Consider the following 24,038-nt stretch of genomic DNA (forward strand, 5'->3'; position numbering starts at 1 on the left):
CGTTCCTGTGACCTTGGAGTGCCATGGTGGCCGCAGTACGTGTGGAGTCAGCCGGTGATGGAGCGGAGTTCCTCGAATTGCTCCGCTTGGAGTTTCATGCTCGCCGGGCCGATCGCATCGGCCTTGTCTATGCCGACCTGCGGTTCGGATGCGAGTGTCCCGAGCCCTTGGTCGAGGTGGTGATGGACGATGCCCAGTCCCACCTCCGCCGCACGGTCCCGGAGTGTTCCTCGGTCTATACCGTGGGCGGGCAGGTCCGGATGCTGGCCCGCGGCACCATCCTGGACCTGGTCGAATACGCCGACCGCGCACGACTGTGCCTCGATCGCCTGCGCTGGATGGAGGGGGCCGCGTCCTTCCAGGTTGAGGTTGCCCTGAGCGTGGCAGCGCCGGGCGAGGGGCCCAAGGACCTGGTCCGCAGAACCGAAGCGCTGCTCCCGAGCCCGGCGACCGGGCCGTGAGCCCGAGTGTGGGCGGCGCCATCGAGATCCTCGATGTCAGCACGGCACGACTGCACATCGTCATTTCCGGGGAACTCGACTGCATGATCACCGCCCGGGCGCGGGAGCTGATCGGGCCGGTCCGCGAAGCCGCGACGGTGGCCTACGTCGACGCCAGCGCGGTGACGTTCGTTGACGCCAGCGGCCTGAGCGCCATCACCGCGCTCGCCACCAGTTCGGGCCGGAAGCCGGTCCTGATCCAACCCCCTGCGATCATGCGCTTCCTGCTGCAGGTCACCGGTCTGAAGGAGGTCTTCACCGTTGACCCCGGGCCGCACGGAAGCCATGCTGGGGGTGCGGGAGGCCACGGAGCCGGTGTTCACGGGTGCTAAGGTGAGTGATGCGTAACGGCGCGCCACCCAGCGCTGGACCTCACGTTCCCACACCCGGCCAGTCGGAGGGGAACGGCACTGTGCTGGCGGAGATCTCGGAGTTTCTCCGGACCTTGCTCGCGCCCTACGACGTGTTGACCGTCCTGCAGGACCTGGCCGCCAGGGTCCAGGAATTGCTCGACCTGCACGGCGCCGGGGTGAGCCTCACCCGGGACGGCACGCTGGAGTTCATCACCGCGGTACCTGCCTCACTCGCGGAGTTGGAGAAGGAACAGCGCGACGGACCCGGTGGCCCCTGCGTGGAGGCGTTCCGCACCGGTGAGGTCGTCGCGATCGACGACATCGCCGCGGTGACCGACCGTTGGCCACGCTACTGCTCCCTGGCTACCGGCAGTGGAATCACCTCGGTGGCCGGCATCCCGATGAAGGTCGAGGAACGGACCATCGGAGCCCTCAACCTCTACAGCGCGGAACGCCGGGAGTGGTCCCGACAGGATCTGACCATCGCCACGCTCTTCGCCGACGCCGCCTCGGTCTACCTGATCAACTCCACCGACCACGCGCACCAGCGCCGCCTGAACGATCAATTGCAGGAGGCATTCAGATCCCGGGTGGTGATCGAGCAGGCCAAGGGCATCATCGCGCAGACCCATGACATCGACGTGGAGGAGGCGTTCCAGCGAATCCGCCGGCACGCCCGCGCCCAACACACCTCGCTACACGCGGTGTCCGATGCGATCGTGAACCTGCGGATGCGTCTCTGAGCCCCCCTTCCCGACCGCGGCGTCGGCGCGCCTGGTCGCGGACTCGGTAGCCTAGAGCGGTGCTGACCATGCAAGACGCGATCCGCGCGCTCACCGAGTACTGGACCTCCCACGGCTGCCTGATCACGCAGCCGTACAACACCGAGGTCGGGGCGGGGACGATGAACCCGGCCACCGTGCTGCGGGTGCTGGGTCCCGAGCCGTGGAACGTGGCGTACGTCGAGCCGTCGGTTCGCCCGGATGATTCCCGGTACGGGCAGAACCCGAACCGGTTGCAGACCCATACCCAGTTCCAGGTGATCCTCAAGCCGGAGCCGGCCAACCCCCAGGAGCTCTACCTCGGCTCCTTGGAGGCGCTGGGCATCGACCTGCGCGCCCACGACGTGCGGTTCGTGGAGGACAACTGGCAACAGCCCGCGATCGGCGCCTGGGGACTGGGCTGGGAGGTGTGGTTGGACGGACTGGAGATCACCCAGTTCACCTACTTCCAGCAGGTCGGCGGGCAGAACCTGGACCCGGTACCGGTGGAACTGACCTACGGGCTGGAGCGGATCCTGATGGCGGTGCAGGGCGTGGACCACTTCGCCGACCTCGCCTACGCCCCCGGCATCACCTACGGCGAGGCGTTCGGGCAGACCGAGTACGAGATGTCCCGGTACTACCTCGACGACGCCGACGTGGCCACGAACCAGTCGCTGTACGAGCACTACGTGTCCGAGGCCAAGCGGATGATCGAGGCGCGCCTGCCGGTGCCCGGGCACACCTACCTGCTGAAGTCCTCCCACGCCTTCAACGTGTTGGACGCGCGCGGAGCGATCTCCACCACCGAGCGCGCCAAGGCCTTCGGCACCATGCGCCGCCTGGCCCGGGAGATCTCGGCACTGTGGGTGGACCGGCGTGAGGAGTTGGGCTTCCCGCTGCTGAAGGACACCCCGGCCGAGCCGGTACGACTGCCGGCCGTCGACCAGGACGCACTGCCCGCACAGGCGCAGGTGTTCGCCCTCGAGATCGGGGTCGAGGAGTTGCCCCCGCACGTGGTGGATGAATCGGTCGAGGCGGTCGGAGCCGCGGTGCGGGAGGCGCTGGGCGCCACCCGCCTGGAGCACGGGGACGTGCACGTGGATGCCACCCCGCGCCGGATCGTGGTGACGGTCGACGACGTCGCTGCCCGTGAGGCCGACGCCGTGCAGTGGCGTAAGGGGCCCAAGTGGGACGCCGCCTTCGATGACTCCGGCGCCCCGTCCAAGGCGCTGCAAGGATTCATGCGCGGCCAGGGGGTGGAGCCGGCCGACGTGCAGGAGGCCGAGATCGGGGGGAACACCCACGCCGCGGTGCGGGTGAACGTGCCCGGACGCGGGGTGCTGGACGTGCTCGGGCCGCTGGTCACCCAGGTGGTCACCGGGCTGCGGGCGGACAAGAACATGCGCTGGTCCGACCCGGAACTGAGTTACTCCCGCGCGATCCGCTGGCTGGTGGCGCTGTGGGGGCCCGTGGTGGTGCCGGCCGCGGCCTCGCGCCTGGTGGCCGGGCGCACCACGCACGTGCACCGGCTCGATGACCATCCCACCGTCGATGTCGCGAGCGCCGAGGAGTTGCGCCCAGCGCTGGCCGAGCGCGGCATCGAGCTCTCGGTGACCCGGCGGCGCGAGCAGGTGCTCGGCCGGGCCCAGGAATTGGCTGCCGAGGTCGGTGGGCGCATCGACGCCGAGGCGACGGCGGGACTGGTCGCCGAGATCGCGAACCTGGTGGAGACCCCGGTGGGGATCCGAGGGGACTTCGCGGCCCGCTACCTGGAGTTGCCCGAGCAGGTACTCACCACCGTGATGGCGACCCACCAGCGGTACCTACCGGTGCGCGACGCCGACGGAGCGCTGCTGCCACACTTCATCACCATGGCCAACGGCGCCTGCGATGAGGCCGCAGTGGCCCGCGGGAACGAGTCGGTGCTGCGCGCCCGCTACGAGGACGCCCTGTTCTTCTGGAACGCCGATCTGGAGTCGGGCGACCTGGACGCCTTCGTCCCCGGGCTCGACAAACTCACCTTCGCCGACGGTCTCGGCTCGGTGGGCCTGCGCGCCCGCCGGATCGCCGACGTGGCCACGGTGCTGGGGCAGCTCGTGCACGTGACCGATGCGGACCGGACCACGCTGAACCGAGCCGGTGAACTCATCAAGTTCGACCTGGCCACCCAGATGGTGATCGAGATGAGTTCCCTGGCCGGGTTCGTTGCCGGGGAGTACGCCCGGCGCACCGGGGAGTCCGAGGCGGTGGCCACCGCACTGGTCGAGACCGAGCAGCCGCGCACCAGCGCCGACGCCACCCCGAAAACCGTGCCCGGGGTGCTACTGGCGCTCGCCGACCGAGCGGATCTGTTGGTGGGTCTGCTGGCCACCGGCGCCAAGGCCACCGGATCCTCCGACCCGTTCGGGTTGCGCCGGGCCGCACTGGGCATCGTACGGATCCTGCGCTCCCTGCAGCAGGCGCCCTTCGTCGAGGCCCTGACCTTGCGCACCGTGCTGCAGGCTGCGGCCGACCGGTTGCGCGCGCAGGACGTCGCCGCCGGCCCCGAGCAGGTGCAGGCCGCCGCGGAGTTCGCCGAGTCCCGCTTCGCCCAGTTGCTGCGCGACGAAGGCATCCGCGCCGAGCTGGTCACCGCCGTCGGGCCGGCGATGGACCGCCCGGCCCGGGTGGATCAGACGCTGGCGGAGTTGGACGACCTGCTGGACCGGGCCGACTTCGCCGCCCTGGTGGCGGTGGTGCAGCGCATCAACCGGATCGTGCCGCCGGGCACAGCGGCCCGACCGGCCTCGGACCTGCTCACCGAGAAGGCCGAGCTCGCGCTGCGGGACACGCTGGACGCGCTCCCGCCCTCGTCATCCCTGACCGGGTTCACCGACGACTCTGCCGACCTGGTCGCGTCGGTGAACACCTTCTTCGACGCGATCCTGGTGATGGCACCGCAGGAGGACCTGCGCCAGGCTCGCTTGGAGTTGCTGGCCGCGGTGGCCGAACGGGTGCCCGGGGATGTGGACTGGGCGGGCCTGGACACGGCACTGTCGGTGCGCTGAGGAACGCTGGGACAGCGGGCCGCCGTGCATATCGACTCCCTGACCAGGATGGCGCAGGACTACCTGCGCACCATCTTCAAGGTGCAGGAATGGCATCCCGGGCCGGTGGCGGTGAACGAACTCGCCGAGCGGATGGGGGTGGCCGCCTCCACCGCCTCGGGGAACGTGCGCAAACTCGTAGCCGACGGACTGGTGGCGCACAAACCCTACGGCGGGGTGGAGTTGACCCCGGCGGGGCGCCGCGCCGCGGTGCAGATGGCCCGCCGGCACCGACTGCTGGAGACGTTCCTGGTGGAGCGGCTGGGCTACTCCTGGGACGAGGTGCACGACGAGGCCGAACACCTGGAGCACGCCGCCTCGGACACCTTCATCGAACGCATCGAGGAGGACCTGGGCTTTCCCACCCACGATCCGCACGGGGACGCGATCCCGGACCGGGACGGGGTGATGGTGGCGACCAGCGCCCGGATGCTCTCGGAGGTGGAGTCCGGCGCATGCGGAACGATCGCGCGCATCAGCGACGACGACCCGGCGGTACTGCGCTACCTGACCGGGCACGGCATCGAGGTCGGCACCCACCTGCGGGTGCACGACCGGCAGGAGGGCGCCGGGGTGGTGCGGATCGTGGCTGAGCCGCTCCGCGCGGCGGGCGGGGACGACAAGCCGGCGGAGCGGACCGACCTGGGCATGGTCGCCGCCCGGACGATCTGGCTCGCGGCCGACAGCCATCGAGCGAGCATCAGACCCTGAGTCCGGCGCGCGTCCGGACGGGGCGGTCGGCTGCCGGCGGTCAGGCGCCGGACTGTGCGCGCAGGTCCTCGATCGCCAGGTTCGCCAACTCGTCGGCGCGTTCGTTGCCCGGGTCGCCGGAGTGGCCCTTCACCCAGATCCAGCGCACCTGGTGGCGGGCCACCTGCTCATCCAGGGCGCGCCACAACTCGGAGTTCTTCACCGGCTTCTTCGCCGCGGTCCGCCAGCCGTTGCGCTTCCAACCGGCGATCCACTCCTGCATGCCCTTCATCACGTAGACCGAGTCGACGTGCAGGTGCACCCGGCACTTGGTCTTCAGCGCCGAGAGTCCCTCGATCACCGCGGTCAGTTCCATCTGGTTGTTGGTGGTCACCGGCTCGCTGCCCCGGAGCTCCCTCGAGTGCGGTCCGGAGCGCATCAGCACGCCCCACCCGCCGATGCCGGGGTTGCCCTTGCACGCCCCGTCGGTCCACATGTGCACCTCGGGCAGGTCGGCACCGCCGGAGTCATCGCCGAAGCCGTCACCGGGCGCACCGGTGGTCTGCGCGTGCCCCACTCAGGCAGTCTCCAGCAGCCCCGACAGCGCGGAGGTGAACAACCCCAGCCCGTCGGTGCCCGGCCCGAACCCATCCTCCACCGCGTGCTCGGGGTGGGGCATCAGGCCCACCACGTTCCCGCGGGCGTTGGTGATGCCGGCGATGTCGCGCCGGGACCCGTTCGGGTTGCCGAGGTAGCGGAACACCACCCGGCCCTCGCCCTCGAGCTCATCCAGGGTGGCCTCGTCGGCGATGAACTGTCCGTCCTGGTTCTTCAGCGGCACGGTGATCTCCGCGCCCGGGCTGAACGCGGAGGTCCACGCGGTGTTGGTGTTCTCCACCCGCAGCCGCTGATCCCGGCACAGGAACGTCAGGTCGGTGTTCTTCACCATCGCCCCGGCCAACAGGTGCGCCTCGCACAGGATCTGGAAGCCGTTGCAGATGCCCAGCACCGGCAGCCCGGCCCGGGCCCCGTCGATCACCGAACCCATCAAGGGCGCGAACCGGGAGATCGCCCCGGCGCGTAGGTAGTCACCGTAGGAGAACCCGCCGGGCAGCACCACCGCGTCCACCCCGGCCAGGTCGTCGTCGCCGTGCCACAACCGCACCGGCTCCCCGCCGGCCAGGCGGACCGCCCGGGCGGCGTCGCGATCATCGAGGCTTCCCGGGAAGGTGACGACGCCGATGCGGCCCATCAGTCCTGCTCCAGCACGTGCACCGAGACCACGTCCTCGATCACCGGGTTGGACAACATGTCGGTGGCAGCGGTGCGGGCCCGGGCCAGGATGTCCTCGGTGACCTCACCGTCCACCTCGAGTTCGAACCGCTTGCCCTGGCGCACGCTGCTGAAGCCGTCGATGCCGACCCGGGACAACGCCCCGGCCACGGCCTTGCCCTGCGGGTCCAGGATCTCCGGTTTGGGCATGACCTCGACGACGACACGTGCCATGAATGCAACTCCTTGCGTGTGGGCTCCGGGGTCGATCCTATCCCGCGGTGAAGGCCTGCCCGGTGATGCGCTCGTAGGCCTGCAGGTACCGCCGGCGGGTGCGTTCGACGACGTCCTCGGGCAGCGGCGGCGGGGCCTCGGTGCCGGCCCGGTCCCAGCCGGATTCGGGGGAGGTGAGCCAGTCGCGCACGTATTGCTTGTCGAAACTGGGCTGGGGGCGCCCAGGGTCGTGGTGCTCGGCGGGCCAGTACCGGGAGGAGTCGGGGGTGAGCACCTCATCGCCGAGCACCAGGGCACCGCTGCCGGGGTCCCGCCCGAACTCCAGTTTGGTGTCGGCCAGGATCACCCCGCGCCCGGCGGCGATCTCCTCGGCGTGGGTGTACACCGCCAGGGTGACGTCGCGCAGCCGTGCGGCGTCGTCGTCGCCGATGAGGCGGGCGACCTGGGCGAAGGTGACGTTCTCATCGTGCTCCCCGACCCGGGCCTTGGTGGCCGGGGTGAAGATCGGCTCGGGGAGCTTCGAACCGTCCACCAACCCGTCGGGAAGCTCGATACCGCACACGGTGCCGTCGCGGGTGTACTCGGCCAGGCCCGAACCGGTCAGGTAGCCCCGGGCCACGCACTCCACCGGGAACATCTGCAGGCGCCGGCAGATCATCGCCCGGCCCGCTACCGCGGCCGGCACCTCCACCGAGATCACGTGGTTCGGCACCAGCGTGGCCAGCCGCTCGAACCACCACAGGCTCAGCGCCGTCAGCACCGCCCCCTTGTCCGGGATCGTCGAGGTCAGCACGTGGTCATAGGCGCTGATCCGGTCACTGGCCACCACCAGCACCCGGTCGGGGGGCCCGGAGATGGGTTCATACAGGTCTCGGACCTTGCCGGAGTAGACGTGGCGCCAGCCGGGCAGGTCAGGGGCGTTGGTGTGCACCCCTTTAGTCAATCACCCCCAGGTGTGCATCGACAGGTCACGGCCGGTGATAATGCGGTGATGACCCCTGCAGACCTGCCCGACGGCGAACGCGAGCTCGCGGAGTCGGTCATCGGGCACCTGCGGGTTGCCGCCGAGCACGCGGGGGGCGTGGGTGCGGCTGCGCATACCGAGGGCGGACAGGCCGACGACGACGGGGCCTCCCCCCGTACGGTGGTGCACCTGGAGTGGTCCCAGGCAGGCACCCACCACAGCGGCCGGCTCCTGGTGGGCACCGAGCAGAGCGCGGCCCGGGTGCCGGTCCCCGAGTCGGTCACGGTGCAGATGGCACAGTTGCGGGCTCTGATGGCGAGGCCCGGCACCGGAACGTGGCTGTCGGCGGTGGTGCGCCTCACCGGGGGGCAACCGTCGCTGTATTTCAACTACACCCAGCGCCCGTACTGGAACTCCCCCGGTGGCTCCATGCTGGAGCGTCCCGACGGCGCGCCGGTACCGGATGAGGCACGCTGGGTCGCGGACCTGCGCCGCTACCCCCGCGATCGCAACCACCTGCTGCCGTGGCTGGCCGTGCAGGTGGTCGCCGGCGATGAGACCGCCCGGTTGCGCCAGGCCCTGGATCGGGCGGGTTTCCCCGCCGGCGGGGTGGCCCTGCCCGGCAGTGACGTGGCGCCCTTCGAGGGCACCGTGACGCTGGTGCGTCACTCCAGCGCGCACTACTCGTTGCAGATCATCGACTACGGCCAGCACGAGTTCATCGCCGAGTACTCCACCGAGGAACTGGGCTGCCGGGCGGTGTGGGACTACGTGCACCAGCCGCTTCCGGCGCCCACACCGCTTCCCCGGGCCGATCTTGCCCGGCGCGCCCAGGCCGCCCAGCCCGCCTACGCCGACCTGCTCCGTCGGCTGGAGCGCGCCGGGCCGGGTGGGATCATCACCAACCTGGCCGCCGGCGTGCCGTTCGACCGGATCGGGGTGCTGGACGGGCTCTACTTCTTTCCCTGGCAGACGCCCTGGCCGCTCCGGTCCCTGCCGGAGAGTGCCAACGGGCCCGGCGCCGGCCAGGTGGTCCTGATGGCCGCTGCGCCGGTAGAGGCCCAGGCCGAGATCGTGCCGCCCTGGTTCGATCAGCCCGGCGGTGGGATCCGCTTCCGCGTCGAGGGCGCCCGCCACCAGGGGTTGCGGGACCTGGTCCGCACCGGGGTGCTACTGCAGGTCCAGCCGGTCGACTGAGTGGGCTCAGCCCACCGGCAGTCGCTCCGGGGCGGCGATGTCGGTGCGGAACAGACACCCCTCCAGATCGATCCGGGTCATGGCCTCATATGCCCTCTGGCGCGCCACGGCCAGGTCCGCACCGGTCCCCACCACGGACAGCACCCGGCCCCCCGCGGAGACCAGCGCGCCGGCGTCGTCGGTCACGGTACCGGCGTGCAGCACGTGCACGCCCGGAACCTGTTCGGCCTCGGCCACGCCGTTGATCGCCGAACCGAGGGTGGGCCCCTCCGGGTAACCCGGGCAGGCCAGCACCACCGTGACAGCGGCCTCCTCGGACCAGCGCAGCGGCGGGATCCGGTCCAGGGTGCCGGTCGCGGTGGCGTGCAGCACCGTGGCCAGCGGGGAGTCCAGCCGGGCCAGGACCACCTGGGTCTCGGGGTCACCGAAGCGGGCGTTGAACTCGATCACGCGGATCCCGCGCGAGGTCATCGCCAGGCCGCAGTAGAGCAAGCCGACGAAGGGGGTGCCGCGGCGCGCCAGTTCATCGACCGTGGGCTGGGCGACCCGCTCCACCACCTGCTCCACCAGGTCCGCGGGCGCCCAAGGCAGCGGGGAGTAGGCCCCCATGCCGCCGGTGTTCGGCCCGGCGTCGCCGTCGCCCAGCCGCTTGAAGTCCTGCGCGGGCGCAAGCGGCACCACGGTCCTGCCGTCGGACAGGCAGAACAGGGAGATCTCCGGACCGTCCAGGAACTCCTCCACCACGATCGCCCCTCCCGGCTTGCCCAGGCAACCCTGCGCGTGGGCGAGCGCCGCGAGACGGTCACCGGTGACCACCACCCCCTTGCCGGCAGCCAGTCCGTCGTCCTTGATCACGTGCGGAGCGCCGAAGTCCGCCATCGCGGTCTCCACCTCGGCGGCGGTCGTGCACACGTGTGCCATCGCGGTGGGCACCCCGGCGTCGGCCATGATCTGTTTGGCGAACGCCTTCGACCCCTCCAGCCGTGCCGCCTCCTTGCTGGGGCCGAACACGGCGATCCCGGCTTCGCGCACCGCATCGGCGACGCCGGCCACCAGCGGGGCCTCCGGCCCGATGGCCACCAGGTCCACACCGAGGTCCGTGGCCAGTTGCGCCACCGCAGTGCCGTCGAGCATATCCACCTCGAAGGTGGTGGCCACCTGCGCGATCCCCGGATTGCCCGGGGCGGCGAACACCTCGGACACCGACGGGTCCTCGCGCAACGCGCGGCCGAGAGCATGTTCGCGGGCACCGGCGCCGATGAGCAGAATCTTCACGGTCGTCAAGACTACCCGTCCTGACCCGGGTCGTCCCGCACCTGTCCGGCCCGCGCCCGCGCTCCCTGGGCTGGCAGTCCTGGACGAACCCGATACGGTCAGTGACGGACCGATGCAGGCGACAGAAGGGCACAACGATGTCAACCTCGCCCCCATCCACGGTCGGCGGCGAACCGGAGATCCAGGCGCCGGTTCACGACCCGGACCGACCGTGGTACACCTCCGTGCAACCCCGGGTGTTCCTCCCCGCGATGGGCATCATCCTGGCGTTCGTGCTCTGGGCCGTCCTGGCCCCGCTGAGCGCCGGGGAGACGCTCGGCAACGTCCGGGAAGTGGTCATCCAGGGAGTGGGTTGGTACTACGCCCTGGTCGTGACGGCGTTCGTGGTGTTCTCGCTGTGGGTGGGATTGAGCCACTACGGGGACATCAAACTCGGGCGCGACGACGAGAAGGCCGAGTTCACCCTGCCCACCTGGCTGGCGATGCTGTTCGCCGCCGGTATGGGCATCGGGCTGGTGTTCTGGGGCGTGGCAGAACCCCTCAACCACTTCGCCGACACCGCCAGCTATCCGATCTTCGGTGCGCCCGAGGACAATCCCGCCGAGGCGGCCGAGGCCTCCCTGGCGGTCACGTTCCTGCACTGGGGCCTGCACCCCTGGGCGATCTACGTCGTCGTCGGTCTCGCGGTGGCCTACGCGGTGCACGTCAAGCGCCGCCCGATCTCGTTGCGGTGGACCTTGCAGCCCTTGCTGGGTGACCGGGTCCGGGGCTGGACGGGTGATGCGATCGACGTGATCGCCGTCGTCGGCACGATCTTCGGGGTGGCAACGTCCCTGGGCCTGGGCGTGATGCAGATCGCCGCGGGCCTGACTTTCCTGGACGTACTCGACGCCGATTCCTCACTCGCGCTGGTCTACGTGGTGCTGATCGGGATCATCACCGCCGCTGCGATCGTCTCTGTGGTCACCGGGGTGAAGAAGGGCATCAAGTGGCTCTCCCGCATCAACATGGGGATGGCCCTGGGCCTGCTGACCTTCGTGTTCGTGTTCGGGCCCACGCTGTTCTTCCTGCGCCAGTACATCGAGGGTATCGGCGCCTACGTCGCCTCGTTCATCGATCTGAGTTTCAACACCGCCGCGTCCATCGGGCCCGCGGCCCTGGAGTGGCAAGGCTGGTGGACCGCCTTCTACTGGGGCTGGTGGATCTCCTGGGCGCCCTTCGTGGGGGTCTTCATCGCCCGCATCTCCCGTGGCCGAACCGTGCGCGAGTTCGTGCTCGGGGTGCTGCTTGTCCCCGCGCTGTTCTCCATCCTCTGGTTCACGGTGCTCGGCGGCGGGGCGGTGCTGCGGGAACGGCTCGAGGGCGGTCTGGTCACCGACGGGGCGGTGGACACCGAAGGGGTGCTCTTCACCTTCCTGCAGGGCTTCCCCGGTGGCACGGTGGTAGCGGGCCTGGTCATCCTGCTGATCACGCTGTTCTTCATCACCTCCTCCGACTCCGGCTCCCTCGTGGTGGACATGCTCGCCTCCGGGGGCATGGTGGAGCCGCCCAGCTGGAGCCGGGTGCTGTGGTCGGTGATCGAGGGGATCGTGGCCATGGCGCTGCTGCTGGCGGGGCTGGCGGCGGCCGCAGGTGATCCCGAACTCGAGGAGTCGGCACTCGGGGCGTTGCAGGACGTGGCGATCATCATCGCGCTGCCCTTCTCGGTGGTGATGATCCTGATGGTGTTCTCGATCGTGCGGGAGTTCCGGGCCCAGCGGGAGCAGACGCTGCGCGTGCAGCGCCGCATGGTGCGCCGCGAACTCGCCCAGGAGGTCTCCGAGACGCTGCTCGAGGAAGGTCTGGTGAACGCGCCTCGTAGCCGCCGGTTCGGGCGACGGCGCGGCGCCGACCGGCCGGAGTTCTGAACGCAACGGGCCGTGGGACCGGGCGGTGCACGGCGTGCAGGGCGGGGCTCAGCCCAGGAGGTCGTGGCGCACGATGGTGGCCTCCCGGTCCGGTCCCACCCCAACGGCGGAGATACGGGTGCCCGACATCTCCTCCAGGGCCAGCACGTAGCGCTGGGCGTTCTCCGGTAGTTCGGCGAAGGTGCGGGCGGCGCTGATGTCCTCGATCCAGCCGTCCAGTTCCTCATACACCGGAGTGGCGTGGTGGAAGTCGGACTGGTTCACCGGCATCTCGGTGTGCCGCACCCCGTCGACGTCGTAGGCCACGCAGACCGGCACCTTCTCCAGGCCGGTCAGCACGTCGAGTTTGGTCAGCACCAGGTCGGTCAACCCGTTGACGCGGGAGGAGTACCGGGCGATGACCGCGTCGTACCAGCCGGTGCGTCGCGGGCGGCCCGTGGTTACCCCGAACTCACCGCCGGTCTTGCGCAGGTACTCCCCGTCGTCGTCGTGCAGTTCGGTGGGGAAAGGGCCCTCGCCCACTCGGGTGGTGTAGGCCTTGATGACCCCGACGATCCGGTCGATGCGGGTGGGGCCGATACCGGCGCCGGTGCACACCCCGCCGGCGGTGGCCGAGGAGGAGGTCACGAACGGGTAGGTGCCGTGGTCCACGTCCAGCATGGTGGCCTGCCCGGCCTCGAACGCCACCGTCCGGCCGGCGTCCAGGGCCTGGTTCAGTACCAGGGAGGTGTCGGCCACCATCGGGCGCACCCGCTCGGCGTGGGCGAGGAGTTCATCGACCACCTCGTCGATCTCCGCGGCTCGACGGTTGTAGATCTTCACCAGGATCTGGTTCTTCTGGTCCAGGGCGCCCTCGACCTTCTCGCGCAGGATCTTGGCGTCGAACAGGTCGGAGACACGGATGCCCACGCGGTTCATCTTGTCGGCGTAGGTCGGCCCGATGCCGCGTCCGGTGGTGCCGATCTGGCGCTTGCCCAGGAAACGTTCGGTGACTTTGTCCATGGTGCGGTTGTAGGAGGGGATGACGTGCGCCGAGGAGGAGACCAGCAGCTTGGAGGTGTCCACACCGCGGGCGTTCAGTCCCTCGAGTTCATCGAACAGGACCTCCAGGTCCACCACGACGCCGTTCCCGATCACCGGGGTGCACCCCGGTGACAGGATGCCCGAGGGCAGCAGGTGCAGCGCGTACTTCTCCTCACCGACCACGACGGTGTGCCCGGCGTTGTTGCCGCCGTTGAACTTCACCACGTAGTCCACGCGCGAACCGAGCTGGTCGGTCGCCTTCCCCTTACCCTCGTCGCCCCATTGAGCGCCGAGCACCACCACTGCGGGCATCGGTTGTCCCTTTCGTTCATGTTCCGGCCGCCGAGCCGGTCGCTGGACCGGTTCCGCGAGGTGCGGCGGGTAGCAGGCTAGTGGTTCACAGTTCCAGTGCAGCCGGGTCGGAGTCGGTGGCGAAGGTGCGGCACCGCTGTGCCTCCTCGTCCTCCCCGATCCGCTCAGCGGCGGTGGCCAGCGCCACCAGCGCCATCAGGAAGCCCTGGTTGGGTTCGTGGGTGGCCGGGATCGGCCCGTGCCCGCGCCATCCGGCCCGGCGCAGCGCATCCAGGCCGCGGTGGTAGCCGGTGCGGGCGAAGGCGTAGGCGGCGACCGTCTCACCGGCTGCCAGGGCCTCGCGAGCCAGCAGTGCCCAGGGGTAGGAGGCCGCCGGGTACTCCGCGGCGACTTGCCCCGGCGGGGCGCCGGCAGCCACGGCCGCGCGGGCGGGCACATCGGGGTGGTCCTGGGACAGGTAAGTGGGCTCGGGCCCACCGAGCAGATTCTCACGCATGGGATCAGTCTCCCATCACCCCGGCTCCGGATGCAGGCGGTCGCGCTCGGACCTACTCTGAAACCATTATGGCACCGCCCTCCGAGCACCTGACGGTACGTGCCGATCACGGCACCACGGTCCTCACCGTGAGCGGGGATCTGGATCTGCGCTGCCGCGCCGAGGCCGAAGCCGTCCTCGAGCGGCTTCAGGCCGACGGAGCCGATGATGTGATCGTGGACCTGGCCGATCTGGAGTTCATGGACTCCACCGGCGTGAGCACGCTGTTGAAACTGGCGCACGCGGTGCGCCGGCGGGCCGGGCGGATCCAGTTGCGCAACGCTTCCTCCAGGGACATGTTCCTGCTCGATGTGCGTGGCGGGTTGGGCCTCTTCGACCTGGTCAAGAAGCGGTGCTGAGACGACGACGGCAACGCCGGTCAGGGGTGTCGCGGTGCGGCTCGCCGACCGGTCGACGGCCGGGGCGCGCAGCAACGCTGAGCGGGCGTGGCCGGTGCGGCCGGCTACAGCCCCCGCTGCTCCGGGGCCGGGTCGATCCGGGCCCACACCACCTTTCCGGCACCGGAGGGCCGCCAGCCCCAGTCGGCGAGGCGGGCGACGATGTGCATCCCGTACCCGCCCACCCGGGCCGGGTGCACCTCCAGCGGGACCGGCGGCATCGGGTTCTCATCGGCGACCTCCACCCGCACGCCCTCACCGGTGTCCACCAGGTTCACCTTCACCGGCCCGCTGCCGTGCAGCACCGCGTTGGCGACGAGTTCGGAGACCACCAGTTCCACCGAATCGGCCACCGCCAGGTCCCACGCCTGGCAGGTCTTCTGAGCAGCCTTGCGGGCCAGTCGGACCGACTCCTTCACCCCGGGGAACCGCCAATGCCGCTCCCGGACCGGAGCAGGGCTCTCCTCCACCGGTTCCGGAACGCGCATCACCACCACGGCCACATCATCCTCGGGGGATTCGGCGAGTTCGCGAACGAGAAGTTCCCCGACCATCGCCGCATCGCGCGCCTCGGCCCGATCGAGCACCTCGGTCAGTACACCCAGGCCCTGGGGCAGCGGACGGTCGCGACGCTCGACAAGGCCGTCGGTATAGAGCACCAGCACGTCCCCGGGCCGCAGGCGCTCGGTCGCGCTCTGGCGCGTGGTGGCCCCGAAGCCGACCAGCCTGCCGCCGGCCCCATCGAGTTGCCGCACCTCACCGTCGCTGATCAGCAAGCCCGGTAGGTGCCCGGCACGGCTGTACCGCAACTCCCAGTCGCCGCTGCCCTCGATCGGGGTGAGGATGGAGTAGGTCAGCGAGGCCACCCGGCCGATGCGCATCGAGTCCACGATCCGGTCCACCCGGGAGAGCACCTCACCGGGGTCATGCAGGTCCGCGGCGAAAGCCCGCACCACCGAACGCAACTGCCCCATCGCCGCGGCGGCCTCGATATCGTGCCCGGCCACGTCTCCGATCACCAGCACCACCGCGTCATCGGGCAGGCTCATCACGTCATACCAGTCGCCGCCGACCTGGGCGTGCTCGGAACTGGGGGCGTAGTAGGTCCACACGTCCAGGGCACTGATCGGGTCGGACTCGGGCAGCATCGCCCGCTGCAGGGTCTCGACCAGTTGGTGTTCGCCCTGGTGCAACTCGGCGTTGTCCAGGGCCATCCCCACCCGCCGGGCGCACAGGTAGAGCACGGTCTGCAACTCCTCGCTGTGCTCGACCTCGCCGTGCGGCACCGCCGTCATCAAACCCAATGTGCGGCCCCGGCCCAGCAGCGGGAAGACGTGCACCCGGCCATCGCGCGCGTCCTCGGGTAACTGCCGGCGGACCAGATCGATCAGTTGGGCGGTCGCCGACCCAGAGGGGTGCCGCCCGTCCAGCGGGAGGTTCAGCGACTCGATCCGCTCCCGCGACAGCAGCCGTGCCACCGGGTCGGCCAAGTCGGCGCTGGTACGCCCGCGGGCGACCCCCACGTGTCGTACCCGCACGTGCTCGGTGATGTCCTCCGACATCCGCAACAGGCCGTCGTCGACGACGAAACCGCACCAGATGTGCATCCGGCGCCCGATCATCCTGGCGATGGCACTCAGGACCATCGGTTCGTCGAAGTCGACCAGGATCTCCGAGATCTTGGCCACCACCTCCAGCGCCCGGCGGGAGTGGTGCTCGGGGAGCAACTGCTCAGCAGTGGTGGCGGCCTGGCGCTGCACGCAGATCAGCCGCCGCGCCTCCCCGGTCTCCGGGTCATGACGGACCGTGAGCGTGACCGGCACGTCCAGATCCTCCCCGCCCATGGTGCGGATCGGTAGGGACGTGTGCAAGGGGTCCGACTGCGGGCCTACTTCCTCAACCTGCTCGGCGATCACGGCACGGTAGCCCGGGCGCAGGATGCCCTCCCCGAGTGCCTGCGCTCGCTGCAGGGTGTACCCGGTCACCTCGGTGAATGCCTCGTTCACCCAGACCGCTCGGAACGCGCCTCCGTGCCGGTCCCAGATACCGATAGCGAAATCGTCCTCCAGCAGGGCCCGGACGGCGTCCTCCCGAGCCGTGGCCTGCACCATCTCGACAGATTCGGTAGCCTCGGAGGTTGCATCGGGTCCCATCGTGGGAGGGCTCCTTGTCTCGCATGTCACGACATGGTCTGATCCGTAGTACGCACCGATCGCGTCCGTTCCGCACCCGTTCGACCGAACCGCACCTGGAGGCTGACCTTGGCCGACGTTAACAGTGGCGAGGAGCACCCGCGCGGTGAGCGCGGCAGTGTGCACACGCTGCTCGAGTCCGACCGTACCCGCATCGTGCTCAGCGGTGAGGTCGATGTCTCCGTCAGCGCCGAACTGACCGACGCCGTCGCCGAGGCCGAGGCGGCCGGAGTGCCCACCCAGGTGGATGCCAAGCACGTGACCTTCATCGACTCCTCCGGGGTCGCGCTGCTGGCCCGCCTGGCCAGCCGCACTCCGGGCCGGGTGCAGATCCTCAACCCCCCGGAAGTGCTGACGTTCCTGCTGGAGGTCACCCGGATCGGGGAGTTGGTCGAGGTGGTCGACACCAGTGGGGACGATCACGGCGGCGCCATCCCGTTGCCCCGCAGGCCCGACGACGACCCACCGGATGCCATCGCCTGACCGCCGCCCGCCGGCGTCCCGTCGCTCCGCACAGCGCAACGGCGCGGCGCCCCGGGTATGGCCCCGGCACACCGCGCCGTCATGACGCGCCGGCTCAGTTGAGCTTCTGGCCCGCCGAACGCAACTCCTGGCAGGCCTGCACGATCCGATCGGCCATACCGGCCTCGGCGAGCTTGCCCCAGGCGCGCGGGTCGTAGGCCTTCTTGTTACCCACGTCGCCGTCGACCTTCAGCACACCGTCGTAGTTGTGGAACATGTGCGTCACCACCGGACGGGTGAAGGCGTACTGGGTGTCGGTGTCGATGTTCATCTTGATCACCCCGTGGTCCACCGCGGTGGCGATCTCCTCGGCGGTCGAGCCCGAGCCGCCGTGGAACACCAGGTCGAACGGCTTGTCCCGACCGACCTCGGCGCCAACCGCCTGCTGGATCTCACCGAGGAGTTCCGGACGTAGTTTGACGTGGCCGGGCTTGTACACCCCGTGCACGTTACCGAAGGTCAGGGCGGTCATGTAGCGACCCTTCTCCCCGGTCCCCAGCGCCCGCACGGTGGCCAGGCCGTCCTCCACGGTGGTGTAGAGCTTCTCGTTGATCTCGTGGGCGACGCCGTCCTCCTCGCCGCCGACCACGCCGACCTCGATCTCCAGGATGATGTTCGCCGCCTGCGCCTTCTCCAGGAGCTCGGAGGCGATCTGCAGGTTCTCATCCAGCGGCACCGCCGAGCCGTCCCACATGTGCGACTGGAAGGAGGGCAGGCCACCATCGGCAACCTGCTTGGCCTCGATCTCCATCAGCGGGCGAACCCAGGAGTCCAGGTTCTCCTTGGCGCAGTGGTCGGTGTGCAGGGCGATGGTGACCGGGTAGTTCTTGGCGACCTCGTGGGCGTAGGCGGCCATCGCCAGCGAACCGGCCACCCTGTCCTTGATGGTGGATCCGGAGGCGTACTCGGCACCGCCCACCGACACCTGGATGATGCCGTCGCTCTCTGCCTCGGCGAACCCACGCAGGGCCGCGGTCAGGGTCTGGGAGGAGGTCACGTTCACCGCGGGGTAGGCGAACGAGCCCGCCTTGGCGCGGTCGATCATCTCCGCGTACACCTCAGGGGTGGCAATACCCATTGCTATCTCCTGTTCGTCTGCGATTCTCATCTGGGCGCCCCGGGGGGACGCGCGTCTGCGCCGGGCGAAGCACCAGCCGCTCCAGTCTTCCACGGATCGGCCCCGATGCCGGATTCGGGATGAAGACGAGGGCCGGCCGTGGCCGGGCTGAGGGCCGACGACGACGCAACCGCCGGGCGCAATGCGACCTCAGACGCTGGGTGCTGGACGGGGCAGGGCGGCGGTGCGGCGCCGGGAGTAACGCGACGTCGGCGGCGCGGCCGGGGTGTGCCGGACGGAGGCGCGGTAGTAAGCCTCGGAGCGCTCCGGCGGCGTCTACTACTGGGGCTCGGGCACCCGGGCGTGCTGCAGGGCCCAGTGGTACATCGCCACCGCGGCTGCGGCGCCGGCGTTGATGGAGCGGGTGGAGCCGTACTGGGTGATGTGCACGATCTCGGTGCTGGCCTGTTGCGCGGCCGGACTCAGGCCGGCCTGTTCCTCACCGAACAGCAGCACGCACTCCCGCGGGAGCCTCCGGTGCTCCAGCGGCACCGAGCCGGGCAGGTTGTCGATGCCGATGACGGGCAGAGTCCGTTCGGCGGCCCAGGCCACCAGGTGCTCGATGTCGGGGTGATGGTGGACGTGCTGGTACCGGTCGGTCACCATGGCGCCGCGACGGTTCCACCGTCGTCGACCCACGATATGGACGGCGGCGGCCCCGAAGGCGTTCGCACTGCGCACCACCGAGCCGATGTTGAAGTCCCGGCCCCAGTTCTCGATGGCCACGTGGAAGCCGTGGCGGGTGGTGTCCAGGTCCGCCACGATCGCCTCCAGGCGCCAGTACCGGTAGGCATCGACGACGTTGCGCCGGTCCCCGCGGGCGAGCAGGTCGGGGTCGTAGTGGTCCCCCTCCGGCCAGGCATCGGGTCCTCCCGGCCACGGCCCGACGCCCTGTTCGACCGGCGCCCCCGACTCGGCGTCGGGCTGCTCCGGCTCCGCCGGGCGCTCCCCCTCGAGACGGCGCTCCGGCTGCGACTCGGGCTCGCGTCCCGGCTCGGCATCGGTCACGGGCACACGTCCGGGGCCGCCTGCATCGGTCGGCCCATACCCCTGGTCCTGGTCCTGCTCCACCGCCCCAGTATCCCCGCTCCCCGACCTCCCTTCGCGCCCCGCCCCGGTCACCTCCCCCGCCCCGGTCACCTCCCCGCCATCCAACGCGCCGTAACCATCCCATTGGTCGGTTAGGGCGACCGGTGGGCTCGTTCAGCCGCTACAACCGACCGATTGGATGGTTGTGGCGCGGGGGCGGGGGCGGGCGAAGTCGCGGGGGCGGGCGGAAGCGCGGCGCGGGCGCGGCGGGGCCGAGGGCAACCGGGCGGGCATGCGCGGGCGAGCGGGAGCGGGGGTGGGCGGAGGCGTGCGCGCGTGCGCATCGCGCGCCGGGGCGGGCTGGCTAGGCTGGGGCAAGAAGCCGGAAGCGGTCGCTCAGCGCGCAGCGAGGACCTGGCCGGCCCGATCTGAGAGGCGAGCGCGGTGGGTGAACGGATTGCGAACTGGTTGACCGACATGGACGGCGTGCTGGTCCATGAGGAGCACGCTCTTCCCGGTGCCGCGGAGTTCATCGCCGCGCTGCGGGACAAGGACATTCCGTTCCAGATCCTCACCAACAACTCGATCTTCACCCCGCGGGATCTGGCCGCGCGGCTGCGCGCCACCGGGATCGAGGTGGAGGAGACCCACATCTGGACCTCGGCGCTGGCCACCGCCACGTTCCTGGCCGACCAGATCCCCGAGGGCAGCGCCTACGCCATCGGTGAGGCCGGGCTGACCACGGCGCTGTACGAGAAGGGCTACACCCTCACCGACACCGACCCGGACTTCGTGGTGCTCGGGGAGACGCGCACCTACTCCTTCGAGGCGATCACGCGGGCGATCCGGCTGGTCAGCTCCGGGTCACGGTTCATCGCCACGAACCCCGACGTGACCGGACCCTCCGGGCAGGGACCGATCCCGGCCACCGGATCGGTGGCGGCGATGATCACCGCGGCCACCGGGCGCGAGCCCTACTTCGTGGGCAAGCCGAACCCGGTGATGATCCGGACCGCGCTGAACCGGATCGATGCCCACTCCGAGCACACCGCGATGATCGGGGACCGGATGGATACCGACATCGTGGCGGGGATGGAGGCCGGTCTGCGCACCTTCCTGGTGCTGTCCGGCTCCACTCGGCCCGAGGAGATCGGACGCTTCCCCTACCGGCCCAGCGAGGTGCACGACGACATCGCGGCGCTACTGGAACGGCTCGGGTAACCCAGCCTCGCATACCCTCGGTCACCCGGCTCGCGGGGCACCGTCGTCAGCCGGCGCGGTCCGCCTTCAGTCCGCCGTGCAGGTCAACCCGCAGTGCAGGTCAACCCCGCAGCGCAGGTCAGGTCAGCCCTGGGTTGGGGGCGGTGAGTTCGGGTAGCCACCCGAACCGGGCTGGCCCTGGTCCGGGTGCTGCCCGCCGGGCTGCGGGGGTTGACCCGGCTGCGGCGGCTGGCCCGGCTGCGTCGGCTGGCCCGGCTGCGTCGGCTGGCCCGGCTGCGGCGGCTGTCCGGGCGCCTGACTGTGCCCACCGTGCTGACCCGGCTGACCCGGGTGCGGGGGCGGCGCTTGCTGACCTTGCTGGAAGTAGCCGGGCCGGCCACCGCCCTGACCGGGCTGGAATGCTCCGGGCTGACCGCCGTGAGAGGGCTGTGCCAGGCCACCCTGCTGCTGGGACGCCTGGCCCTGCCCGTAGCCACCCAGGTTGCCCTGGGAATCGGAGAACGAGACGTTCGGTACCGCCCGCACCGCGGGGTTGTTGGCCTCGAAGTACTCAGCGCGCACGAAGTTGAACATCCCGGCGATGATGTTGGAGGGGAACACCTCCACCTTGGTGTTCAGCGTGCGCACGTTGGCGTTGTAGAAGCGGCGCCCGGCGGCGATCCGGTCCTCGGTGTTGGTCAGTTCGTTCTGCAACTGCAGGAAGTTCTCCGCGGCACGCAGTTGCGGGTAGTTCTCCGCCACCGCGAACAGGCGGCCCAGGGCGTTGGACAGGATGTCCTCCTGCGCGGCCTGCTGGCCCGGGGAGGCTCCCGGTGTGGCGGCCTGCGCGCGAGCCTGGGTGACTTCCTCGAACACCGATCGCTCGTGCACGGCGTAGCCCTTGACCGTCTCCACCAGGTTGGGGATGAGGTCATAACGCCGGTGCAGTTCGACGTCGATCTGGCGCCATGCCTCCTGCACCAGGTTCCGCAGGCGCACCAGCCGGTTGTACATCGTGATCGCCCAGATCACCAGAACGACGACGATCACGAGCAGTAGCACGAGTACGACTTCCACCGTGGCCCACCTCCTGGGTGTCCCGAGTGGAGAAACGGTTCCCCCACCCCTTCCGGTCCGTCACCCGAGGGCGCGAACCGGGATCGAGTCTAACGGGTGGTCAATCCGAGATCCTCGGCCGAGAGCAGCCAGACGTACGGCAGCCCGGCCCGCTCCATCGCCTCCCGAGCCCCGGTGTCCCGGTCCACCACGGTCGCCACGCCGACCACCTGCGCGCCGTGCTCACGGGCTACCCGAGCGGCGAACAACGGCGAGTTCCCGGTGGTGGAGGTGTCCTCCAGGATCACCACCCGCCGGCCCCCGACATCGGGCCCCTCCACCTGCCTGCGCATTCCATGCTCCTTGGCTTCCTTACGCACCAGGAACGCATCCAGGGACAGGCCCCGGCTGGCCGCGGCGTGCTGCACGGCCGAAACCACCGGGTCAGCGCCCATCGTGGGCCCGCCCACGGCGTCCACCTCAGCCACACCCATCCCGGCCTCCTCCAACCGGTCCAGCAGCAGGTGCCCGATCAGCGGGGCGGCTTCGTGATGCAGGGTCGCCCGGCGCATGTCCACGTAGTAGTCGGCCTTCTTGCCGCTGCTGAGCGTGACCTCACCGTGGACCACTGCCAGGTCCGCCACGAGTTCGATCAGTCGGTCCAGGGGAGAGTCGTTCACGCGATCCAGGGTATCGGCCCTGGCGATACGGTGATCGGCATGAGAATCGCCACCTGGAACGTCAACTCCATCCGGTCCCGGCTCGACCGGGTCACCGCCTGGCTGCAACGCACCGGCGCTGACGTGCTGGCGATGCAGGAGACCAAGGTCGCCGACGCGAAGTTCCCGGTGATGGACTTCGAGGCGATCGGCTACGAGGTGGCCTTCCACGGCCTGAACCAGTGGAACGGCGTCGCGATCGCCTCTCGGGTGGGCCTGGCGGACGTGCAGACCCACTTCGCCGAGCAGCCCACCTGGGGCGACCCCCCGGCCGCCGAGGCCCGGGCGCTCGGCGCCACCTGCGGCGGCGTGCGCGTCTGGAGCCTGTACGTGCCCAACGGGCGCACCCTGGTGGACCCGCACTACCTGTACAAACTGGACTGGCTCGCGGCACTTCGGCACCAGGCCGCCACCTGGCTGGAACAGGATGGCGACGCGCGGATCGCACTCCTGGGGGACTTCAACGTCGCACCGCTGGACGAGGACGTCTGGGACACCGCCGTCTTCGAGGGCGCCACCCACGTCTCCCCACCGGAGCGGGACGCCTTCGCATCACTGCAGGAGGCCGGGTTCGTCGAGGTCACCCGCGGCCACACCCCCGGCGCCTACACCTACTGGGACTACCAGCGCCTGCGCTTTCCCCGCAACGAGGGCATGCGCATCGACTTCGCCCTGGCCTCTCCCGCCCTGGCCGAGAGGGTGCTGGGCGCCGCCATCGACCGCGATGAACGCAAGGGCAAGGGCGCCTCGGACCATGTGCCGGTGATCATCGAGGTGGATGCCTGACCGACCTCCCCCGGACAGGCACACCGCGTGAGCCAGCGGGCGCGACCGGCGTTTAGGGTGTCTCCATGACCGAGCCGCCCCAGCCGCCACCGGGCAAGCCGTCCCGCGCCCAGCGGCGGCAGAAGCGCTGGGAAGCACCCCCGGGAGCACCGCCGGTGCCCACGGTGCCCAGGGGTCCGGCCGGCTCACCCCCCGCCGAACCCGCCGCCCCGCCCGGCCAGAGCCCCTACGGTCAGCGATCCGCACCTCCGCCGATGCAGGAGTCCAGTGGCAACTACGGCCACTTCACCTTCCCGCAGATGCCCAAGGCGAAGTTGGAGCCGCGCGCCGTGCTCGGCCTGATCACCTCGGTGCTGGGCCTGCCCGGACTGGTGCTGGGCCTGCTGGCCCGCCCCCGCGTCAAGGGCGGACGACGACGCAGCCCGGCGCTGGCAATGAGCGCCATCGTGCTGGGGGCGCTGTTCACGGTCGGATGGATCCTGACCGTGATCACCTTGGCACTCACCGGCACGTTCGACCGCCTCACCGAGACCCCCCAGGCCGGTGACACCGACACCCCGCGCACGATCGCCTCGGCCACCCTGGCCGAAGGCAACTGCATACTCACGCTGCCCCCGGCCCGCCCGGTGGGTGATGTGCGGGTGGTGCCCTGCGCGCAGACCCACATCGCCCAGGTGATCTCGGTCCACACCCTGGACGGTGACTTTCCCGGGCAGGAGGAGTTGGAGACCCAGGCCGACCAGGTCTGCACCGACCAGGTCGAGGCGTTGCCCACCGACGAGGTCCAGGTGATGCCGTGGTACCTGATTCCCAGCGGCGAGGGTTGGCAAGAGGGCAACACCCAGCTGATGTGTCTTGCCCGTGGTGCCACCGGGCCGTTCGAGGGCGACCTGGTGAACTGACCGTC

Annotated in this window: 24 protein-coding genes; 12 read left to right on the top strand and 12 right to left on the bottom strand. The window is 70.2% G+C overall.

Going from position 1 to position 24,038, the window contains the following annotated elements; translation table 11 throughout:
- The first annotated feature begins 26 nt into the window (after nt 1-26).
- From ACO0LV_RS06005 to ACO0LV_RS06025, 5 genes are all read left to right on the top strand, one after another.
- Complete coding sequence (locus tag ACO0LV_RS06005; protein ID WP_424786955.1) at nt 27-461, top strand: hypothetical protein; 435 nt, start codon at nt 27-29, stop codon at nt 459-461.
- Nucleotides 458-832 (top strand): STAS domain-containing protein, encoded by a 375-nt coding sequence (locus tag ACO0LV_RS06010; protein ID WP_424786956.1) that lies wholly within the window; start codon nt 458-460, stop codon nt 830-832. The genes ACO0LV_RS06005 and ACO0LV_RS06010 overlap by 4 nt, the downstream gene beginning before the upstream one ends.
- Nucleotides 833-912: 80 nt before the next feature.
- Nucleotides 913-1,596 (top strand): GAF and ANTAR domain-containing protein, encoded by a 684-nt coding sequence (locus ACO0LV_RS06015; RefSeq protein WP_424786957.1) that lies wholly within the window; start codon nt 913-915, stop codon nt 1,594-1,596.
- 68 nt (nt 1,597-1,664) lie between these two features.
- The gene (locus tag ACO0LV_RS06020) at nt 1,665-4,664 is read left to right on the top strand and encodes a glycine--tRNA ligase (protein WP_424787003.1); all 3,000 of its coding nucleotides are present in this window, start codon (nt 1,665-1,667) and stop codon (nt 4,662-4,664) included.
- 24 nt (nt 4,665-4,688) lie between these two features.
- On the top strand, nt 4,689-5,414 hold the full coding sequence (locus ACO0LV_RS06025; protein WP_424786958.1) for a metal-dependent transcriptional regulator: 726 nt from the start codon (nt 4,689-4,691) through the stop codon (nt 5,412-5,414).
- Between the two features lie 40 nt (nt 5,415-5,454).
- Here ACO0LV_RS06025 and rnhA read toward each other — a convergent pair whose 3' ends face one another.
- The 4 genes from rnhA to ACO0LV_RS06045 form a co-directional block, all read right to left on the bottom strand.
- On the bottom strand, nt 5,455-5,889 hold the full coding sequence (gene rnhA / locus ACO0LV_RS06030; RefSeq protein WP_424787004.1) for a ribonuclease HI: 435 nt from the start codon (nt 5,887-5,889) through the stop codon (nt 5,455-5,457).
- Between the two features lie 81 nt (nt 5,890-5,970).
- Complete coding sequence (gene purQ / locus ACO0LV_RS06035) at nt 5,971-6,645, bottom strand: phosphoribosylformylglycinamidine synthase subunit PurQ (RefSeq protein ID WP_424786959.1); 675 nt, start codon at nt 6,643-6,645, stop codon at nt 5,971-5,973.
- Nucleotides 6,645-6,899 (bottom strand): phosphoribosylformylglycinamidine synthase subunit PurS, encoded by a 255-nt coding sequence (gene purS, locus ACO0LV_RS06040; protein WP_424786960.1) that lies wholly within the window; start codon nt 6,897-6,899, stop codon nt 6,645-6,647. Before purS ends, purQ begins: the two co-directional genes overlap by 1 nt.
- 37 nt (nt 6,900-6,936) lie before the next feature.
- Nucleotides 6,937-7,830: a phosphoribosylaminoimidazolesuccinocarboxamide synthase gene (locus tag ACO0LV_RS06045; protein ID WP_424786961.1), complete on the bottom strand. Its 894-nt coding sequence runs from the start codon at nt 7,828-7,830 to the stop codon at nt 6,937-6,939.
- A gap of 60 nt (nt 7,831-7,890) precedes the next feature.
- Between ACO0LV_RS06045 and ACO0LV_RS06050 the strand changes: the two genes are divergently transcribed.
- Nucleotides 7,891-9,060 carry a TNT domain-containing protein gene (locus ACO0LV_RS06050; RefSeq protein WP_424786962.1) on the top strand — a complete coding sequence of 390 codons (1,170 nt, stop codon included), beginning with the start codon at nt 7,891-7,893 and terminating at the stop codon, nt 9,058-9,060.
- Between the two features lie 6 nt (nt 9,061-9,066).
- Here ACO0LV_RS06050 and purD read toward each other — a convergent pair whose 3' ends face one another.
- Nucleotides 9,067-10,335 carry a phosphoribosylamine--glycine ligase gene (gene purD / locus ACO0LV_RS06055; RefSeq protein WP_424786963.1) on the bottom strand — a complete coding sequence of 423 codons (1,269 nt, stop codon included), beginning with the start codon at nt 10,333-10,335 and terminating at the stop codon, nt 9,067-9,069.
- Nucleotides 10,336-10,472: 137 nt separating this feature from the next.
- Between purD and ACO0LV_RS06060 the strand changes: the two genes are divergently transcribed.
- Nucleotides 10,473-12,242, top strand: coding sequence for a BCCT family transporter (locus tag ACO0LV_RS06060; RefSeq protein ID WP_424786964.1), 1,770 nt, complete (start codon nt 10,473-10,475; stop codon nt 12,240-12,242).
- 48 nt (nt 12,243-12,290) lie between these two features.
- On the opposite strand, the gene ACO0LV_RS06065 is transcribed toward ACO0LV_RS06060, so the two are convergent.
- A complete protein-coding gene (locus ACO0LV_RS06065; protein WP_424786965.1) occupies nt 12,291-13,577 on the bottom strand; it encodes an adenylosuccinate synthase in 1,287 nt (428 codons plus the stop codon).
- Between the two features lie 85 nt (nt 13,578-13,662).
- Complete coding sequence (locus ACO0LV_RS06070; protein ID WP_424786966.1) at nt 13,663-14,073, bottom strand: DUF3151 domain-containing protein; 411 nt, start codon at nt 14,071-14,073, stop codon at nt 13,663-13,665.
- 68 nt (nt 14,074-14,141) lie between these two features.
- Here ACO0LV_RS06070 and ACO0LV_RS06075 point away from each other — a divergent pair, with 68 nt between their 5' ends.
- Nucleotides 14,142-14,471, top strand: coding sequence for an STAS domain-containing protein (locus ACO0LV_RS06075; protein ID WP_424786967.1), 330 nt, complete (start codon nt 14,142-14,144; stop codon nt 14,469-14,471).
- Between the two features lie 104 nt (nt 14,472-14,575).
- On the opposite strand, the gene ACO0LV_RS06080 is transcribed toward ACO0LV_RS06075, so the two are convergent.
- Nucleotides 14,576-16,663 carry a SpoIIE family protein phosphatase gene (locus ACO0LV_RS06080; protein ID WP_424786968.1) on the bottom strand — a complete coding sequence of 696 codons (2,088 nt, stop codon included), beginning with the start codon at nt 16,661-16,663 and terminating at the stop codon, nt 14,576-14,578.
- A gap of 108 nt (nt 16,664-16,771) precedes the next feature.
- Here ACO0LV_RS06080 and ACO0LV_RS06085 point away from each other — a divergent pair, with 108 nt between their 5' ends.
- Nucleotides 16,772-17,185 carry an STAS domain-containing protein gene (locus ACO0LV_RS06085; protein ID WP_424786969.1) on the top strand — a complete coding sequence of 138 codons (414 nt, stop codon included), beginning with the start codon at nt 16,772-16,774 and terminating at the stop codon, nt 17,183-17,185.
- Between the two features lie 94 nt (nt 17,186-17,279).
- Here ACO0LV_RS06085 and fbaA read toward each other — a convergent pair whose 3' ends face one another.
- Complete coding sequence (fbaA, locus tag ACO0LV_RS06090) at nt 17,280-18,302, bottom strand: class II fructose-bisphosphate aldolase (RefSeq protein WP_424786970.1); 1,023 nt, start codon at nt 18,300-18,302, stop codon at nt 17,280-17,282.
- A 318-nt stretch (nt 18,303-18,620) separates the two neighbouring features.
- Entirely contained in the window at nt 18,621-19,349 is a 729-nt protein-coding gene (locus ACO0LV_RS06095; RefSeq protein ID WP_424787005.1) for a TrmH family RNA methyltransferase, read from the bottom strand.
- 498 nt (nt 19,350-19,847) lie between these two features.
- Between ACO0LV_RS06095 and ACO0LV_RS06100 the strand changes: the two genes are divergently transcribed.
- On the top strand, nt 19,848-20,591 hold the full coding sequence (locus ACO0LV_RS06100) for an HAD-IIA family hydrolase (protein ID WP_424787006.1): 744 nt from the start codon (nt 19,848-19,850) through the stop codon (nt 20,589-20,591).
- 123 nt (nt 20,592-20,714) lie between these two features.
- On the opposite strand, the gene ACO0LV_RS06105 is transcribed toward ACO0LV_RS06100, so the two are convergent.
- On the bottom strand, nt 20,715-21,647 hold the full coding sequence (locus ACO0LV_RS06105) for a LemA family protein (RefSeq protein WP_424786971.1): 933 nt from the start codon (nt 21,645-21,647) through the stop codon (nt 20,715-20,717).
- An 89-nt stretch (nt 21,648-21,736) separates the two neighbouring features.
- On the bottom strand, nt 21,737-22,306 hold the full coding sequence (pyrE, locus tag ACO0LV_RS06110; protein ID WP_424786972.1) for an orotate phosphoribosyltransferase: 570 nt from the start codon (nt 22,304-22,306) through the stop codon (nt 21,737-21,739).
- Nucleotides 22,307-22,345: 39 nt separating this feature from the next.
- Between pyrE and ACO0LV_RS06115 the strand changes: the two genes are divergently transcribed.
- Nucleotides 22,346-23,131, top strand: coding sequence for an exodeoxyribonuclease III (locus ACO0LV_RS06115; protein WP_424786973.1), 786 nt, complete (start codon nt 22,346-22,348; stop codon nt 23,129-23,131).
- Between the two features lie 65 nt (nt 23,132-23,196).
- The gene (locus ACO0LV_RS06120) at nt 23,197-24,033 is read left to right on the top strand and encodes a hypothetical protein (RefSeq protein WP_424786974.1); all 837 of its coding nucleotides are present in this window, start codon (nt 23,197-23,199) and stop codon (nt 24,031-24,033) included.
- The last annotated feature ends 5 nt before the right edge of the window (nt 24,034-24,038 follow it).

The sequence above is a fragment of the Pseudactinotalea sp. Z1739 genome (genome assembly GCF_049725055.1).
Taxonomy (GTDB): domain Bacteria; phylum Actinomycetota; class Actinomycetes; order Actinomycetales; family Beutenbergiaceae; genus CALKWS01.

Excerpts from the sequence above, each read along its gene's own strand:
- ACO0LV_RS06020 (WP_424787003.1), top strand. The coding sequence starts at position 1,665 with ATGCAAGACGCGATCCGCGCGCTCACCGAGTACTGGACCTCCCACGGC.
- rnhA (WP_424787004.1), bottom strand. The coding sequence starts at position 5,889 with ATGTGGACCGACGGGGCGTGCAAGGGCAACCCCGGCATCGGCGGGTGG.
- purQ (WP_424786959.1), bottom strand. The coding sequence starts at position 6,645 with ATGGGCCGCATCGGCGTCGTCACCTTCCCGGGAAGCCTCGATGATCGC.
- purS (WP_424786960.1), bottom strand. The coding sequence starts at position 6,899 with ATGGCACGTGTCGTCGTCGAGGTCATGCCCAAACCGGAGATCCTGGAC.
- ACO0LV_RS06050 (WP_424786962.1), top strand. The coding sequence starts at position 7,891 with ATGACCCCTGCAGACCTGCCCGACGGCGAACGCGAGCTCGCGGAGTCG.
- ACO0LV_RS06060 (WP_424786964.1), top strand. The coding sequence starts at position 10,473 with ATGTCAACCTCGCCCCCATCCACGGTCGGCGGCGAACCGGAGATCCAG.
- ACO0LV_RS06065 (WP_424786965.1), bottom strand. The coding sequence starts at position 13,577 with ATGCCCGCAGTGGTGGTGCTCGGCGCTCAATGGGGCGACGAGGGTAAG.
- ACO0LV_RS06070 (WP_424786966.1), bottom strand. The coding sequence starts at position 14,073 with ATGCGTGAGAATCTGCTCGGTGGGCCCGAGCCCACTTACCTGTCCCAG.
- ACO0LV_RS06075 (WP_424786967.1), top strand. The coding sequence starts at position 14,142 with ATGGCACCGCCCTCCGAGCACCTGACGGTACGTGCCGATCACGGCACC.
- ACO0LV_RS06080 (WP_424786968.1), bottom strand. The coding sequence starts at position 16,663 with ATGGGACCCGATGCAACCTCCGAGGCTACCGAATCTGTCGAGATGGTG.
- fbaA (WP_424786970.1), bottom strand. The coding sequence starts at position 18,302 with ATGGGTATTGCCACCCCTGAGGTGTACGCGGAGATGATCGACCGCGCC.
- ACO0LV_RS06100 (WP_424787006.1), top strand. The coding sequence starts at position 19,848 with ATGGACGGCGTGCTGGTCCATGAGGAGCACGCTCTTCCCGGTGCCGCG.
- ACO0LV_RS06115 (WP_424786973.1), top strand. The coding sequence starts at position 22,346 with ATGAGAATCGCCACCTGGAACGTCAACTCCATCCGGTCCCGGCTCGAC.
- ACO0LV_RS06120 (WP_424786974.1), top strand. The coding sequence starts at position 23,197 with ATGACCGAGCCGCCCCAGCCGCCACCGGGCAAGCCGTCCCGCGCCCAG.